The sequence below is a fragment of the Elioraea sp. genome (genome assembly GCF_022842375.1).
In the GTDB taxonomy this organism is placed as follows: Bacteria; Pseudomonadota; Alphaproteobacteria; order Acetobacterales; family Acetobacteraceae; genus Elioraea_A.
In genome coordinates this window covers 14,621-29,986 of sequence record NZ_JALHPR010000003.1, presented here as the reverse complement: position 1 = coordinate 29,986, position 15,366 = coordinate 14,621, and the positions used below count along the sequence as shown (strand labels likewise).

At 70.2% G+C, this 15,366-nt stretch carries 14 protein-coding genes; 9 read left to right on the top strand and 5 right to left on the bottom strand.

Annotated features, from left to right (window positions below; all coding sequences use genetic code 11):
- Positions 1-155 precede the first annotated feature (155 nt).
- The 6 genes from Q0C38_RS03480 (at position 156) to Q0C38_RS03455 (ending at position 6,164) form a co-directional block, all read left to right on the top strand.
- Positions 156-1,157 carry an NAD(P)H-quinone oxidoreductase gene (locus Q0C38_RS03480; protein WP_291295668.1) on the top strand — a complete coding sequence of 334 codons (1,002 nt, stop codon included), beginning with the start codon at positions 156-158 and terminating at the stop codon, positions 1,155-1,157.
- A 158-nt stretch (positions 1,158-1,315) separates the two neighbouring features.
- Positions 1,316-2,131: an EAL domain-containing protein gene (locus tag Q0C38_RS03475; protein ID WP_291295667.1), complete on the top strand. Its 816-nt coding sequence runs from the start codon at positions 1,316-1,318 to the stop codon at positions 2,129-2,131.
- Between the two features lie 62 nt (positions 2,132-2,193).
- Positions 2,194-3,078 carry a DMT family transporter gene (locus Q0C38_RS03470; protein ID WP_291295666.1) on the top strand — a complete coding sequence of 295 codons (885 nt, stop codon included), beginning with the start codon at positions 2,194-2,196 and terminating at the stop codon, positions 3,076-3,078.
- Positions 3,079-3,087: 9 nt separating this feature from the next.
- Entirely contained in the window at positions 3,088-3,867 is a 780-nt protein-coding gene (locus Q0C38_RS03465) for an alpha/beta fold hydrolase (protein WP_291295665.1), read from the top strand.
- A 27-nt stretch (positions 3,868-3,894) separates the two neighbouring features.
- Positions 3,895-5,115, top strand: a complete 1,221-nt coding sequence (locus Q0C38_RS03460; protein WP_291295664.1) for an FAD-binding domain-containing protein — start codon at positions 3,895-3,897, stop codon at positions 5,113-5,115.
- The gene (locus tag Q0C38_RS03455; RefSeq protein ID WP_291295663.1) at positions 5,112-6,164 is read left to right on the top strand and encodes an ABC transporter ATP-binding protein; all 1,053 of its coding nucleotides are present in this window, start codon (positions 5,112-5,114) and stop codon (positions 6,162-6,164) included. The genes Q0C38_RS03460 and Q0C38_RS03455 overlap by 4 nt, the downstream gene beginning before the upstream one ends.
- On the opposite strand, the gene Q0C38_RS03450 is transcribed toward Q0C38_RS03455, so the two are convergent.
- The 5 genes from Q0C38_RS03450 to Q0C38_RS03430 all read right to left on the bottom strand — a co-directional run bounded on the left by Q0C38_RS03450 (position 6,161) and on the right by Q0C38_RS03430 (position 11,461).
- Entirely contained in the window at positions 6,161-7,438 is a 1,278-nt protein-coding gene (locus Q0C38_RS03450) for a TRAP transporter large permease (RefSeq protein ID WP_291295662.1), read from the bottom strand. The genes Q0C38_RS03455 and Q0C38_RS03450 overlap by 4 nt on opposite strands.
- Positions 7,439-7,448: 10 nt before the next feature.
- On the bottom strand, positions 7,449-7,952 hold the full coding sequence (locus Q0C38_RS03445) for a TRAP transporter small permease (protein ID WP_291295661.1): 504 nt from the start codon (positions 7,950-7,952) through the stop codon (positions 7,449-7,451).
- The gene (locus Q0C38_RS03440) at positions 7,949-8,929 is read right to left on the bottom strand and encodes a DctP family TRAP transporter solute-binding subunit (RefSeq protein WP_291295660.1); all 981 of its coding nucleotides are present in this window, start codon (positions 8,927-8,929) and stop codon (positions 7,949-7,951) included. The genes Q0C38_RS03445 and Q0C38_RS03440 overlap by 4 nt, the downstream gene beginning before the upstream one ends.
- Positions 8,930-9,024: 95 nt before the next feature.
- A complete protein-coding gene (locus Q0C38_RS03435; protein WP_291295659.1) occupies positions 9,025-10,461 on the bottom strand; it encodes an L-lactate permease in 1,437 nt (478 codons plus the stop codon).
- A gap of 31 nt (positions 10,462-10,492) precedes the next feature.
- Complete coding sequence (locus Q0C38_RS03430) at positions 10,493-11,461, bottom strand: LysR family transcriptional regulator (protein ID WP_291295658.1); 969 nt, start codon at positions 11,459-11,461, stop codon at positions 10,493-10,495.
- Positions 11,462-11,597: 136 nt separating this feature from the next.
- On the opposite strand from Q0C38_RS03430, the gene Q0C38_RS03425 reads away from it, so the two are divergent.
- From Q0C38_RS03425 to Q0C38_RS03415, 3 genes are all read left to right on the top strand, one after another.
- A complete protein-coding gene (locus Q0C38_RS03425) occupies positions 11,598-12,593 on the top strand; it encodes a formylglycine-generating enzyme family protein (protein WP_291295657.1) in 996 nt (331 codons plus the stop codon).
- On the top strand, positions 12,590-14,230 hold the full coding sequence (locus Q0C38_RS03420) for an arylsulfatase (protein WP_291295656.1): 1,641 nt from the start codon (positions 12,590-12,592) through the stop codon (positions 14,228-14,230). The genes Q0C38_RS03425 and Q0C38_RS03420 overlap by 4 nt, the downstream gene beginning before the upstream one ends.
- A gap of 70 nt (positions 14,231-14,300) precedes the next feature.
- Entirely contained in the window at positions 14,301-15,311 is a 1,011-nt protein-coding gene (locus tag Q0C38_RS03415) for an HAD family phosphatase (protein WP_291295655.1), read from the top strand.
- Positions 15,312-15,366: the final 55 nt, after the last annotated feature.

Sequence of the window (15,366 nt, the reverse complement as noted above, 5' to 3'; positions counted from 1 at the left end):
CGGCCGGGTGTGACGATGGGGCGCGCTGGTCGGCGCGCCCTTCGTCGTTCCGAACAGGTGGCCGGCAGCGCGACACTCGCCCTGGTCGACGCCCCGTGCTTGATGTTGCGGTGCTGCGCCAGCACCTTCGCCGCACACACCGGAGACGAACCGTCATGGGCCTGCCACAGACGATGCGCCACATCGCGACAACGGGGCCTGGCGGGCCGGAGGTGATGGCGATCGCCACCGGCCCAGTGCCGGTGCCCGCGCCTGACGAACTGCTCATCGCCGTGCATGTCGCCGGCGTGAACCGGCCCGACGTGCAGCAGCGCCGCGGCGCCTATCCGCCGCCGCCGGGTGCCTCGCCGATCATCGGACTCGAGGCAGCGGGCGTCGTCGCCGCGATCGGCCAGGGTGTTGCGGGCTGGGCGATCGGCGAGCCTGTCTGCGCGCTCACGAATGGTGGCGCCTATGCGGAATATGTCGCGGCTCCCGCCGCCCAGGCACTGCGCCCGCCCGCGGGGTATGACCATCTCCGCGCAGCCGCGCTGCCGGAAACCTACTTCACCGTGTGGGCCAACCTGTTCGATCGCGGGGGCCTGCGTGCGGGCGAGAGCGTGCTGGTCCATGGCGGTTCATCCGGTATCGGAACGACCGCGATCCAGCTCGCCAAGGCTTTTGGGGCGACGGTGTACGTGACGGCCGGCAGCAACGAGAAATGCGCCGCCTGCCGAAGCCTCGGCGCCGATGTCGCGATCAACTACCGCACGCAGGATTTCGTCGAGGAGATCGCGCGCCTGACGGAACGCCGGGGCGTCGATGTCGTTCTCGACATGGTGGGCGGCGATTACATCCCCCGCAACATCCGCTGCCTCGCCCTTGACGGGCGCCTGGTGCAGATCGCCTTCCTGCAGGGCTCGAAGGTGGCCGAGTTCGACATGATGCCGGTGATGACGCGCAGGCTCACTGTCACCGGCTCGACGATGCGCCCGCGCTCGACCGCGCAGAAGGGCGCGATCGCCGATGCCTTGCGCGAGAAGGTGTGGCCGCTGCTCGACCAGGGCCGTTGCGGGCCGGTGATCCACGCCACCTTCCAGCTCGAGGATGCTGCGAAGGCGCATGCGCTGATGGAGACGAGCGCGCATGTCGGCAAGATCATGCTGACTGCCCGCTGACGCGGCTTCATCACGGGACGCGCCACGTCAACGGCGGGCCCTACATTCGTTCGTGAGCGGTGCAGAGTGAGCCAGTTAACGCGCCGTTCACCGCCGATACCCGAAAATGAGCCTGCGTCGCATCGGGTGGCGCCGGCTGACGATGCGGGGCAGGGCGGATGCGGGACGCAAACAACCAGGCTGGCGCCGGGCGCGACGCGAACACCCCGCGCTTCGCCATCGCGTTCCAGCCGATCATCGACATCAAGGCGCGCCGGGTCGTGGCGCACGAGGCGCTGCTGCGTGGACCTGGTGGCTCGCCGGCGGATGGCGTTCTCGCCCGGGTGAAGGCGCCTGACCGGCCTGCCTTCGAAACGGCGGCGATCGACGCGATCCTCGCCGCCCGCGGCGCCGAGGCCGGCGAGGCAGACCTGCACGTGAACATCTCCCCCGCCGTGCTGCTGCGTCAGGCCGGCATGATCGGCACGCTCGCCGACGGTCTCGCGCGCGCCGGCTTCGCGCCAGGTCGGCTCGTTATCGAGGTGACGGAGGGCGAGAGGATCGATGATGCCGCCGGACTGCGCACGGTCATCGCCGCCGCGCATGCACACGGGCTTCGCATCGCCCTCGATGATTTCGGCACCGGCTATGGCGGCCTCGGCCTCCTCGCCGAGACGCTGCCTGACCTCGTGAAGCTCGACATGACGCTGGTGCGCGACATCCATCATCATCGCGTGCGCCGCTCGCTGGTCTCGGGCATCGTCGACAAGGCAGGCGCGCTCGGCCTCGGCGTCATCGCCGTCGGCGTCGAGAGCGAAGGCGAATATCATTGTCTCACCGAGCTCGGCCTCACCCTCGTGCAGGGCTTCCTGCTCGCGCCGCCGGTAACGGGCCGGGCGATCGGGATGGACGAGATCGCGCTGCCGGTCAGGCGCGCGGTGCCGGCCTGGCTTGGCGCGGTCGACGACCAGGTGGTGCGCCCGCTCGGACACTGAGCGTGGCACGCTGATCCGCGCGCTTGCCGGGCGACCATGGCCGTGCCCTGCTGTGGCCCGCGATGCCACCGTCCCAGCCGCCACGCGCTGCTTTCGTCCAGCTTGCGATCGTCGTCTTCATCTTCGGTGCCGCAGGCCCGGTGATCAGGATCGGTCTGGCGGAAGCCACGCCGACCTGGCTCGCCTTCTGGCGCGCGCTGCTCTCGTTCGGGACGATGCTGCTGATCGCTGCCGCGCGCGGCAGACTGAAGCCGCCCGCGCGGCGCGACTGGGCGTCGGTCGCAGCCGTCGGGATGCTCCAGCTCGGCGCCTTCTTCGCGCTGCTGCACACGGCCCTGACGATCGTTCCCGTGGGCCGGTCGGTGCTGCTCTGCTACACGACCTCGCTCTGGCTCGTGCCGATCTCGGTGCTTGTGCTGGGCGAGCGGCTGGACGCGCGGCGGATCATTGCCGTCATCCTCGGCATCGCCGGGGTTGTGACGCTCGCGAACCCATGGGCCGTCGACTGGTCGGACGCCCGCCAGCTGCCGGCGCATGGGCTGCTGCTGCTCGCGGCGCTTGCCTGGGCGATCGCGATCGCGGTGCTGCGCGCGGGGTCCGCGATCACGCCGCTGGTTGATCTGCTGCCCTGGCAGTTCGGGCTCGCGACGCTGGTCCTGCTGCCGGTGGCGGTCCTGCTCGAGCCAACGGGTGGCGTCACGCTCGGGCCCTCCTCCGGCTTCGCGCTGCTGTTCCTCGGCGTGATCGGCGGCCCGCTCGCGACCTGGGCCGCCAACAGCGTCTCGCGCGCGCTGCCCGTCGTCGTCGCCTCGCTCGGCTTCCTCGGCGTGCCGGTGATCAGCCTCGCCCTCTCGGTGGCGTTCCTTGGCGAGGCGGTCACCCTCTCCCTGCTCGCCGGCGCGGCGCTGATCATCGCAGGGCTGGCCACGCTTGCGCTCAGGCGCTAGAGCCGTCCCATGGCGCTGCCCCTTCATGTGACCCAGCTCGGTGATGGTCCGCCGCTTCTCGTGCTGCACGGGCTGTTCGGCCATGGCGGCAACTGGGGTGGCATCGCCAAGCACCTCGCCGCGCGACACCGCGTGCTGCTCGCCGACCTGCGCAACCACGGCGCCAGCCCGCACGACGCGCGGATGGACTATCCCGCGATGGCCGGGGACATCGCCGCGCTGATCTCCGGGCAGGGGGTGCCGATGACCGTGCTCGGCCACTCGATGGGCGGCAAGGCGGCAATGCTGCTGGCGCTGACGGAACCCGCGCTGGTCTCCCGCCTTGTGGTGGTCGACATCGCACCACGGCGCTACCCCTCCGCCTTCGCGCCGTACGCGGCGGCGATGGCAGCGATCCCACTTCGCCCCGATCTTCGCCGCACCGAGGCCGATGCGACGCTGCGCGCCGCCGTTCCCGATGCCGGGGTGCGTGCGTTCCTGCTGCAGAACCTCCGCTTCGGCGAGGGCGCGCCGTCATGGCGGTGCAACCTTCCCGTCATCGCCGCCTCGCTCGATGCCATCTCGGACTTCCCCGCGCTGGCCGATGATGCGCGGTGGGAGGGCGAGGCGCTGTTCATCGGCGGCGAGAACAGCACGTATATCGACGCGGCGGGGCGTGCGGCTGCGCTCGCGCGCTTCCCCGCGGCCGCATTCGCCGTGATCCCCGATGCAGGGCATTGGGTGCACGCAGAGGCGCCGGAGGCGTTCCTGCGCGCGATTCTGCCCTTTCTGGACCGCGGGCGTGGTTGACCGGAAGCGCATCACCACATCACCGGCATGATGCTTCCCCCGGAACCGACCCGTGAGGCCGCCCTCGTGCGGCTCTCTGCCTTCGCGCCCGCCATGGGCCCTGCCTATGCCGCGACCCGCAACCATGACCGTGGGCCTGGTGATCGCGGCAACGTCTCTGCCCTCTCGCCGCATGTGCGGCATCGGTTGGTGACGGAGGAGGAGCTTGTCATCGCCGCGCTGGCCCGGCATGGGCCATCGTCGTGCGAGAAGTTCGTGCAGGAGGTGTTCTGGCGCAGCTACTGGAAAGGCTGGCTCGAGCTTCGCCCCGCCGTCTGGGCCGACTATGCCGGCCGCATCGCGCACGAGGCCGATGGGCTCGCCACGCAGGGTGGCCTCCGGCGCGCCTACGAGGATGCCGTCTCTGCCCGCACGGGCATCGCCTGCTTCGATGCCTGGGCGCGCGAACTGGTCGAGACCGGGTACCTGCACAACCACGCGCGCATGTGGTTTGCCTCGATCTGGGTCTTCACGCTCAGGCTGCCCTGGGTGCTCGGGGCCGATTTCACCTATCGCCACTTCATGGATGGCGACCCTGCCTCGAACACGCTCTCCTGGCGCTGGGTGGCGGGGCTGCACACGCGCGGCAAGCACTACCTCGCCCGCGCCGCGAACATCGCCGAATACACCGGCGGCAGGTTCGACCCACGCGGCGAGCTCGATGAGCGTGCCGGCCCGCTCGACGAGCCGCCCTACGGCCCGCCCGGAATGCTGCCGCCAGCCTCGCCGGCACCGGAGGGACGCGTGGCGCTCCTGGCAACCGAGGATGACGGGTGCGTCGAGACGCTGCCGCTCGGGCGCGCCGGGGTCGTTTCGCTCGGCGGCATCATCTGCACGGCGAGGCGAAGTCCCCTGCCTGTCGGTGCGGCAGCGATCCGTTTCGCCGACGGTGCGATGAACGACGCGCTCACCCGTGCAGGCACGCATCTCGGCCTTGTGCCCACGCGGTTGGCCAATGCCGCCGCGGTGGTCGACTGGGCAGCTTCGGGCGGGGCAGCGGCGGTGGTCACGGCCTACGCGCCGGTCGGGCCGGTCGCCACCATGCTCGATGGCCTCGAACCAACGCTCGCCACGCGCGGGATCAGGCTCGTCCGCCTTCGCCGCGCGTGGGACGATGCCGTGTGGCCGCACGCGACCAAGGGATTCTTCCAGGTGAAGGACCGCATCCCCGCGATCTTGCGCACGCTCGGGCCGCTCTCTCCGCCATGAGCGGCCTTGTGATCGAGGGGCTCACCTGCCGCTACGGCGATGCCGCCGCCGTCGATGCGCTCGACCTCGCCGTTCCCGATGGCGCTCTCCTCTGCCTGCTCGGCCCCTCGGGCTGTGGCAAGACGACGACGCTCAGGGCCGTCGCGGGCCTCGTCGCGCCCGATGCCGGGCGCATCCTGCGTGATGGCGAGGTGCTGTCGGAGCCTGGCCGCGTGCTGCCGCCGGAACGCCGGCGGATGGCGATGATCTTCCAGTCCTATGCGCTCTGGCCGCACATGACGGTGGCGGGCAACGTCGCGTACGCGCTCAAGCTGAAGGGCCTCGGCAGCGCCGCGGTCGGCACGGAGGTCGCGAAGGTGCTGCGTGCCGTGCGGCTCGATGCACTGGCCGATCGGTTGCCGGCCGATCTCTCCGGCGGCCAGCAGCAGCGCGTGGCGATCGCGCGTGCGCTGGCGATGGAACCGCGCACGCTGCTGATGGATGAGCCGCTCTCGAACCTCGATGCGGCGCTCCGCGAGGAGATGCGCCTCGAACTCCGCCGGCTGCACGAGGCGCATGGCGTGACCACGCTCTACGTCACGCACGACCAGGCGGAGGCGATGGCCACGGCCGATCTCGTGGCGGTGATGCAGGCCGGCCGCATCGTGCAGCTCGGCACGCCCGAGGAGGTGTACGCAGCACCCGCATCGGCCTTCGTCGCGCGCTTCATCGGCGGTACCAACCTGATCGCCGGCCGGCATCTCGGCGGCGGCGTGGTCGATTGCGGCGGCGTCGCGCTGGCCTGTGCGAGCGGGAGCGCGGCCGAGGACGGCAGCGCGATCGTCGCCATCCGCCCCCACGCCGTCATGCTGGCCGCGGCACCTGGGCAGAACGTGATCGCCGCGCGGCTGGTTCGCTCGACCTTCCTCGGCCCGGTGCGCGAGCTTGGCGTCGAGACTGCGTGTGGCATCACGCTGCGCCTCACCATCCCGTCCGACGCGGCGGTTCCGGGCAGCGGTGAGGTGCTGGTCTCGCTTCCTCCCGCCGCCTGCCGGATGCTCGCTGGTTAGCGGTAGACGATGTCGCGCAGGAACAGCGAGATCGGCGGGACGTAGCTGATCACCATCAGGCACGCGACGATCACGCCGATGAACACCGGCAGGTAACGCATCATCTTGTCGACGCCCGTCTCGGCCACCTGGGCCGCGGCGAACAGGTTCACCCCGAACGGCGGCGTGACCATGCCGAGGGCGAGGTTCACCACCATGATCGTGCCGAAATGCACCGGGTCGATGCCGAACTTGATCGCAGCAGGGGCAAGGATCGGCCCGAGCACGATGATCGAAGCCGATGTCTCGATGAACATGCCGACGACGAACAGGAAGATGTTGACGCCGAGAAGGAACAATGCAGGCGAGCCGAACACCGAGACGAGCCACTCGGCCATCTTGTCGGGAACGCCCTGGCGGTTCAGCAGCCACGAGAACAGCCCTGCCGTGGCGATGATGAACATGATCACCGCGGAGGTGATGACCGAGCGGCGGAAGATCGGGTAGAGCTCACGCAATGCGATCTCGCGATGGATCACGACGCCGACGATCAGCGCATAGACCACCGCGATGACAGAGGCTTCCGTCGGCGTCGTCACGCCGCCATAGATGCCGCCCAGCACGATCACCGGCATCAGTAGCGCGAAGGCGGCACTCTTCGTCGCGTGGCCGACACTTGCGCGCCCCTCGCCGTCGCGCTTGCCCCAGCCGTTGATGCGGCACCAGACGAGAACGGTGACGGAGAGCGCCGCACCGATCAGCAGGCCCGGGCCGAAACCGGCGATGAACAGCTCCGGAATCGAGGTCTGGGTCGCGACGCCGTAGAGGATCATCGGGATCGAGGGCGGAATGACCACGCCGAGCTCGGCGGCAGACGCCTGCAGCGAGCCGGCGAACGCAGCGGGGTAGCCGAGGCGCTTGAGCGCCGGCACCATGATCGCGCCGATCGCGAAGGTGGTCGCGACCGAGGAGCCGCTGATCGCGGCGAAGATCATGCAGGTGAGGATGCAGGTGACGGCAAGTCCGCCCTGGACGCCGCCGACCAGCGACCGCGCGAAGTCGACCAGGCGGCGCGAGATGCCGCCGACCTCCATGAGGTTTCCGGCAAGGATGAAGAACGGGATCGCGGCCAACGGAAACCGGTCGAGCGCGATGTAGATCTGCTGTGCCGCGACGATCAGCGGGAAGCGCGTGAACTCGACGATGCCGAGCACCGCCGCAAGCCCGATCGCCACCGCGACGGGAACCGACAGGGCGAACAGCCCCAGCATCACCGCGAGCATGGTGCCGGCCATGGCGGTGCTCCTAGACCTGGCCTTCGGCGGCGCTCTCGCGCCGGTCGAGAAGCGCTGCCAGCGCGCCGATCACGGCGCAGACCGAGCCGACCGGGATGGCGGCGTAGCCCCAGGCGATCGAGACTTCGAGGCCGGCGATGGACTGGAACCGCACGCGGTTGGCCATCTCCCAGCCGAACCAGAACAGCACGCCGAACAGCAGCACGATGGCTGCGAAGATCAGGATATCGAGCACGAGCCGCGCACGGCCCTTCACTGCCTCACGCGTCACGTCGATGGCAACGAGAGCGCCCTGGCGGATCGCGCCCGCGACGCCGAGCATGACCATCCAGATCAACGCCTGGCGAACCAGCGCCTCAGACCAGGGCGAGGGCTGGCTCAGCACGAACCGCGTGACGACCTGCCACGCGCCGGCGGTGACGGCGACCGCAAGCGCGAAACAGGCGACCGCGAGGGCCGCCTGCGTCGTGATGCGATCAACCGCGAGAACGGAGCGGGTGAGCGCTCCTCTCACGAACCGGGCCGCCAGTCGCGGATGCGCTGGAGGTTGGCTGCGCCGAACTGCTGGCTGTAGGCCTGGAAGGCCGGCGCGAGCGCTGCCTGGAACGCCGCAGTATCGACCTGTTCGCGCACCGTCATGCCGCGGCGGCGGAGCTCGGCAACGCCGGTCTGCTCATCCTCGGTCACCTTCGCGCGGTTGGCATCCACCGCGGCCTTCGCGGCCTGCATGAACAGCGCGCGGTCAGCCGGAGTGAGGCGGGCGAGGAAGGCCGGGTTGCCGATCAGCACGGCCGGCGAATAGACGTGGCGGGTCAGCGAGAGGAAGCGCTGCACCTGGTTCAGGTTGTTCGCCACGATCACCGGGATCGGGTTCTCCTGCCCATCGACCGTGCCTTGCTGGAGCGCGGGAACGAGTTCTGAAAACGCCATCGGCGTCGGCAGCGCGCCAAGCGTGGTGAACGCCCGCATGTGCACCTGGTTCTCCATGGTGCGCACCTTCATGCCCTTCACGTCGTCGGGCGTATTCACGTCGCGGCGGCTGTTCGTCAGGTTGCGGAACCCGTTTTCCATCCACGCCACGCCGACGAGGCCGCGGGCACTGAACTTCGTGAGGATCTCCTGGCCGATCGCGCTGTCGAGGACGCCGCGGGCGTGTGCGTAGTCACGGAACAGGAAGGGCACGTCGAGAATCAGCACGTCGGGCACGAAGTTGCCGACGGGGCCGGTCGAGGTGATGGTGAATTCCTGCGTGCCGATCTGCGTCGCCTCGATGCCCTCGCGCTCGTTGTCGTTGCGCTGGATCGTGACGCGATAGCGGCCGTTCGTCAGGCGCTCGACCGCTTCCTTGAAGGCCTGGCTGCCGGCGCCGTAGTGGCTTGCCAGCGGCAGGGGGTGGGTGAGCGTGACGTTCGTCTGGGCCGCAGCCGGCATGGCGATTGCGGGCGCCATGATGGCGAGCCCTGCGAGCATAAGGCGGCGCTGGATGCGCATGCGGATGTCCTCCCCTTGATGCGGAAGGCCCAGGTTGGTCCCCGGGCCGGGTGGCGGACCATAAGCGAGCGCCGCCGCTTGGGCAACGCGAACGCTCACCCGAGGCGCAGCGCGGCGATCCAGCCGAGGGCGGCAAGCAGGGCCGCCGCGCCCGTCCACCACAGCCGTCGGTAGAGGTCTGCTTCCGTCGTGCCGTCGGCCGCGAGTGCCGCCGTGGCGCTGATCCGCATCGGCGCGAGGATGCAGAGCGCGCTGCCGGTGAAGTTCTGCAGCGCCGGCAGGAAGGCCGGCGGGAAGCCCTGCTTGCCTGCGAGCGCTGATTGGATCGGCATGAGGATGCTGTTCGAGCCGACATTCGTTCCGGTGAAGAACCCGCCCGCCGCGCCAAGGACGGGCGTGACGAAGGGCATCGCCACCGGCCCGGCGGAGGCCGCGAGCGCGCCGGCGAGCGAGGCCGCCGCCCCGGAGGCGCCGAGCCAGCGCGCGAGCACGACGTAGAGGAACAGCAGGATGATCGGCATGCGCGCGCGCGCCGCCGCCCGCGCCAGGGCCGCCCACCGCCCCTCGCTTCGCACCGCGAGCACCGGCAGGGCGACGAGGGCGAGCATCGTCGCCGGGTGGTGCAGGGTCGCGATGCCGGGAAGGTCAGGGTAGGGGCGGAGCATACCATGCGCGGTCAACGCCGCCTGAACGGGCGGGACGAGGCGCGTGGCGAGCAGCAGCAGCGACAGCGCGAGATAGGGCAGGGCCGCACGCCGCGCCCGTGCATCGGGCACGCCGCGCCCTTCGCGGAACAGCCGCACGAGCAGCGGTGGCGAGAGCGCGATCAGCCCGGCGACCTCGACGGTGGCGAGCAGGTTTGCGCCCACGAGGAGCGTCACGAGCACCACCATCGTGATGGCATCGCCAGCCCGTTCGCGCACGGTCCCGCTTAGTCCCGCCTCGCGCGCCAGGCGCCAGAACAGCGGCAGCAGCAGCAGCAGCCACGCGGCACTGGCCGCCGACGTCCAGGCGCCGAAGGCGCGAAGGTCCACCCCGGCGAGGGCGGCGCCGAGCAGCGTTCCGGGCCCGAGCGCGCCCCACGGGATCAGCACCTGCGACAGCAGCGAGAGCGCGGCGGCGGCCGGGGCGGGAACGCCCAGGCGCCGCATGGCCGAGAGCGAGAAGACGACGCCGATGCCGAAGCCCGTCACGGTCTCGAAGAACGGTCCGAGCAGGAACACGGCGGTGAAGAGCTCGGCATGGCTTCTCGCCCGCGGCACTGCCTGCTGCGCCTCGGCCTCGCCGGTGACGGCCTCGTGGAACAGCAGGCCCGCTGCCGTGATCGCGGCGGGGGCCAGCGCGAGCCATGCCCCGCGAAGCGCCTCGGTCAGCAGGAAGGGGATGAGCGATGCCCCCCCGGCAAGCGATGCGGCCGCGGCCGGCACGGCGAGGGCCAGTGCCGCGAGCACCGGCGCGAGCGGCCCGCCGCGCCGGGCGGCGAGCACGGCGACGAGCAGGAGCAGCGGCGAGGCCTGCAGAAAGATCAGCACTGACGGTTGCGCACCTGTCGCTGCGTGCGCCTCAGCCGCACGCGGCTGGCAGGCCAAGCCGCGCGCACCAGGCGGCGGCCACGGCATCCGCTTCCGCGCTGGCGGCGCGGAGAAGGTCGAGGAAATGCCCCTCCTCCTCCGACGGTCGCCGTCCGCGGAGCTGGATGATGCCCGGGTGAACCGACAGCCAAGGCTCCCGGAAGGGCAGCGCGACCACGTCACCCCGGCCGAGCCGGCGTGCCGCGAGCGCGATGGGCACGGGCGCGACCGCGTCGCACTGATCGAGCAGCGCCATCGCGACCGTTGGCCCCTCCTGCACGAAGGCGGGGAACGCGGGGTGCAGCGAGCCCGCGGCGCGTGCCGCTTCGCGCGCCGTGGCCAAGGGGGCCTGCACCTCGCGCGGCAGCTGGCCGATCGTGATCAACGGATAGGCGAGGATCTCGGAAAGGGTGACGGAGGTGCGGCCGGCCAGTGCGTGGCCTGGCCGCGCGACGAAGACACCTGGCAGGGGTGCGAGGCGCTCGACCTCGAGGGCGGGGTCGAGCTTGATCCCCCTGAGATCGCCGATGCAGAGCTGGGCCTCGCGGGAGAGCAGGGCACCCTGGAGCCCCGTCCATGTCATCGAGTCGGCGCGGATCCGGATGGCCGGGAATGCGGCGAGCATCCGCGCCGCCGCCACGAGGCCGATCGTTTCCATTGCATAATGGCCGCCGACCACGACGAGGTCGCGCACCTGGCCGCCGCGCACCTCCGCGAGGTGGCGCTGCATGTCGCCCATCCGTGCAAGCACCTCGGCGGCATCGGCAAGGAAGGCGCGGCCGAGATCCGTCGCGATCGCGCCGCGGGCGGTGCGGGTGAAGAGCGGCCCCTTGAGCCTCGCCTCAAGGGCGGCAAGGCCACGCGTCAGCGACGGCTGGGACGTGCCGAGCGCGCGGGCAGCGCGCACGAGGCTGCCGTGCTCATCGATCGCACGGACGAGATGAAGGTCACGCAGGTCCATGCCCATGCCTTTATAGCAATCGGACATTTCGGCAATCGTATTGGCCATGACGCGCAAGCCTGTGCCAGAGTCCACGGCCTGAGCGGGGCCGCAGCGCGTGCGGCGAAGAAGGACCGACGGTCGGCGGGGGAGCGGCATGGCAGGAGAGTGCTGCGGCGGGGCCGTCACCCTGCCTGCAAGCCATGGCGGCATGGTGCGCATCCCCGGCGGCACCTTCCTGATGGGCTCCGACAGCCACTACGCCGAGGAGGCGCCCGCCCATCCGGTGCGGGTCGATCCGTTCCTCATGGACGAGACGGCCGTCACAAACGCACGGTTCGCGGCCTTCGTCGCCGACACGGGCTACGTCACAGTCGCGGAACGGCCGCTCGACCCCGCTCTCTACCCGGGTGCGAAACCGGACATGCTGCAGCCCGGTTCCCTCGTCTTCCACATGACGGATGGGCCGGTCGATACGCGGATCATCGCCAACTGGTGGCGCTGGACGCCGGGCGCATGCTGGGGCGCGCCGCAAGGCCCGGGCAGCACGATCTCCGGGCGCGAGGAGCATCCCGTCGTGCACATCGCCTACGAGGACGCGGAAGCCTACGCGGCCTGGGCCGGCAAGGCGCTGCCCACCGAGGCGGAGTGGGAACGCGCCGCGCGCGGCGGCCTCGAGGGCGCGGCCTTCGCCTGGGGCGACGAGCTTGAACCGGGGGGCGTGCACCAGGCCAACACATGGCAGGGCCCGTTTCCGTGGCGCAACTTCTCCGAGGATGGCTTCGCCGGCACCTGTCCGGTTCGCTCATTCCCGCCGAACCCGTTCGGCCTCTACGAGATCTGCGGCAATGTCTGGGAGTGGACGGCCGACTGGTTCTCCGCCCGCCACGTGGCCGACCCTGCCAAGCCATGCTGCGCCCCGCTCAATCCGCGCGGGCCTGGCGTCGAGGCCGCCTTCGATCCCGCGCAGAAGGCGTTCCGCATCCCGCGCAAGGTGGTGAAGGGAGGCTCCTTCCTCTGTGCGCCCTCCTACTGCCGCCGCTACCGCCCGGCTGCCCGGCACGCGCAGATGATCGACAGCGGCATGAGCCATATCGGCTTCCGCTGCGTCCGCCGCCCATCACAAGAACCATCAGGAGGGACTAACCCATGAAGACCACGGGACGTGGCCGGTCGCGCCGCGAGATGCTGCTTGGCGGCAGCGCGGCGCTGGCCGCCGCGGCGGCGGTGCCGCCAGGCGTTGCGGCGAGCGCCGCGAACATCCAGCTCGCGCAGGCAGCGCAGCAGGCCCAGGCGCAGGCGGCAGCGCAGGGGCGGCGGCCGAACATCATCGTCATCTGGGGCGACGATGTCGGGTTCTGGAACATCAGCCACAACAACCGCGGCATGATGGGCTATCGCACCCCCAATATCGACCGTGTGTTCCAGGAAGGCATGACGTTCACCGACAACTACGCCGAGCAGTCCTGCACGGCGGGGCGGTCAGCCTTCATCACCGGCCAGGCGACGGTGCGCACCGGCCTCTCCAAGGTCGGGCTGCCAGGCGCGGAAGCGGGCATGAAGCCCGAGGACCCGACGATCGCGCGGGTGCTGAAGGGCATGGGCTACGCCACGGGGCAGTTCGGCAAGAACCACCTCGGCGACCGTGACGAACACCTGCCGACCATGCACGGCTTCGATGAGTTCTTCGGCAACCTGTACCACCTGAACGCCGAGGAGGAGCCGGAGAACGTCGATTATCCGCGCAATCCGGAGTTCCGCCGCCGCTTCGGCCCGCGCGGGGTGATCAAGTCATGGGCGAACGCCGATGGCACGCAGCGCATCGAGAACACCGGCCCGCTAACCAGGAAGCGGATGGAGACGGTGGACGACGAGTTCCTCGCCTCGGCCCTCGACTTCATGGACCGCAAGCATCGCGAGCGGCAGCCGATGTTCATGTGGTTCAACGGCACGCGGATGCATTTCCGCACCCACATCCCCGAGAGCTATCGCGGCCGGTCTGGGCAGAACTTCTACGCCGACGGCATGATCCAGCATGACGACCACGTCGGCGCCCTGCTGAAGAAGATCGACGATCTCGGCATCGCCAACGACACCATCGTGATCTACGGCACCGACAACGGGCCGCACTACAACACCTGGCCCGATGCCGGCATCACGCCGTTCCGCAGCGAGAAGAACTCCAACTGGGAGGGTGCCTACCGCACGCCCTGCGCCATCCGGTGGCCGGGCAGGATCGCGCCGAACAGCGTCAGCAACGAGATCATCTCGAATCTCGACTGGTTTCCTACGCTTGTCGCCGCTGCCGGAGACCCGGAGATCAAGCAGAAGCTCCTCGCCGGCCATGCGACGCAGGGGCGCACCTACAAGGTGCATCTCGACGGCTACAACCAGCTGCCGCTGCTAACGGGGCAGACGAGGGAAGGCCCGCGCAAGGAGTTCTTCTACTTCAACGACGACGGCGCGATGGTCGCGATGCGCTATGAGCGGTGGAAGGTGGTGTTCCTCGAACAGCGCGAGAAGACGCTCAAGCTGTGGGCGGAGCCCTTCGTGCCGCTGCGCGTGCCGAAGATCTTCGACCTGCGGATGGACCCGTTCGAGCGCGCGGACGAGAACTCGAACACGTACTACGACTGGCTGATCGACCGTGTTTACCTCCTCGTGCCGGCGCAGGCCATGGCACGGCAGTTCTACGAGACCTTCCGTGAGTTCCCGCCGCGCCAGAAGCCGGATGCCTTCAACCTCGAAAGCATCCTGCGGACGATGGAGCAAGGCGCCGCCGGGCGCTGAGCTTGATCCCCCGGCGGCTGCCCCCTCCCGCGGCCGCCGGCACCAACAACGATTGCCGAGGACGTAGCCTATGCCATTGCGACCCTCGATCACCGGCCGGCGCCAGGCGCTGCTGCTGGCCGGGGCCCTGCTCGCCGCCCCACGGGTCCTGTGGGCGCAGGCAGCGGACCCGCTTCCATCATGGTCGCCCGGCCCGCGCAGGCAGGCGCTGCTGGACTTCGTCGCAAGCGTCACCACCGAAGGCGGGCCGGGTTTCGTGCCCCCGGCGGAACGCATCGCCGTGTTCGACAACGACGGCACGCTCTGGGTCGAGCAGCCGATCTACACGCAGCTGACATTCATTCTCGATCGCATCAGGGCGCTCGCGCCTCGGCAGCCTGAGTGGCAGCAGGATCCGCTGTTCCGCGCCGCCATCGCCGGGGACATGCGTGGGGTCGCGGCTGGCGGGACCGAGGGGCTGCTGCGCCTCGCCGGCGCAGCCCAAGCGGGCACCAGCCCCGAGGAGTTCCAGCGCATCGCCGCCGCATGGCTTGCCGCGACGCGTGACCGCCGATGGGGCCGGCTCCATACCGAGCTCGTCTACGCGCCGATGCTCGAGGTGCTGGCGCTGCTGCGCGCGAACGGGTTCACGACGTTCATCGTCTCGGGCGGCGGCGTGGAGTTCGTGCGGGCGTTTTCCGAGCGGGTCTATGGCATCCCGCCGCACCAGGTGGTCGGCTCGAGCTTCGCGCTGGCGCCGGGCGAGGCGGATGGCCGCATCGTGCTCACCCGCGAGCCGCGCGTGGACTTCATTGATGACGGCCCCGGCAAGCCGGTCGGCATCGCCCGCCATATCGGCAAGCGGCCGATCGCGGCCTTCGGCAACTCCGACGGCGACTGGCACATGCTGCGCTACGCCACCGAAGGGCCAGGGCGGCGGCTCGGCATGATCGTCCGGCACGACGACGCCGAGCGCGAATATGCCTATGACCGGCAGAGCCATGTCGGCCGCCTCGCCCGCGCGCTGGACGAGGCACCCGCGCGCGGCTGGCACGTCATCTCGATGCGGGATGACTGGGGGCGCATCTTCCCCCACGGCTGAGGGGCCCGGCGCCCGGGCGAGGGATGCGCGATGACAGGCGCGCCCTCTGCCGGTA

Bases quoted from the DNA above. Each gene is read 5' to 3' on its own strand.
- Q0C38_RS03480 (WP_291295668.1), top strand. From the start codon at position 156: ATGGGCCTGCCACAGACGATGCGCCACATCGCGACAACGGGGCCTGGC.
- Q0C38_RS03475 (WP_291295667.1), top strand. From the start codon at position 1,316: ATGCGGGACGCAAACAACCAGGCTGGCGCCGGGCGCGACGCGAACACC.
- Q0C38_RS03470 (WP_291295666.1), top strand. From the start codon at position 2,194: ATGCCACCGTCCCAGCCGCCACGCGCTGCTTTCGTCCAGCTTGCGATC.
- Q0C38_RS03465 (WP_291295665.1), top strand. From the start codon at position 3,088: ATGGCGCTGCCCCTTCATGTGACCCAGCTCGGTGATGGTCCGCCGCTT.
- Q0C38_RS03460 (WP_291295664.1), top strand. From the start codon at position 3,895: ATGATGCTTCCCCCGGAACCGACCCGTGAGGCCGCCCTCGTGCGGCTC.
- Q0C38_RS03455 (WP_291295663.1), top strand. From the start codon at position 5,112: ATGAGCGGCCTTGTGATCGAGGGGCTCACCTGCCGCTACGGCGATGCC.
- Q0C38_RS03450 (WP_291295662.1), bottom strand. From the start codon at position 7,438: ATGGCCGGCACCATGCTCGCGGTGATGCTGGGGCTGTTCGCCCTGTCG.
- Q0C38_RS03440 (WP_291295660.1), bottom strand. From the start codon at position 8,929: ATGCGCATCCAGCGCCGCCTTATGCTCGCAGGGCTCGCCATCATGGCG.
- Q0C38_RS03430 (WP_291295658.1), bottom strand. From the start codon at position 11,461: ATGGACCTGCGTGACCTTCATCTCGTCCGTGCGATCGATGAGCACGGC.
- Q0C38_RS03425 (WP_291295657.1), top strand. From the start codon at position 11,598: ATGGCAGGAGAGTGCTGCGGCGGGGCCGTCACCCTGCCTGCAAGCCAT.
- Q0C38_RS03420 (WP_291295656.1), top strand. From the start codon at position 12,590: ATGAAGACCACGGGACGTGGCCGGTCGCGCCGCGAGATGCTGCTTGGC.
- Q0C38_RS03415 (WP_291295655.1), top strand. From the start codon at position 14,301: ATGCCATTGCGACCCTCGATCACCGGCCGGCGCCAGGCGCTGCTGCTG.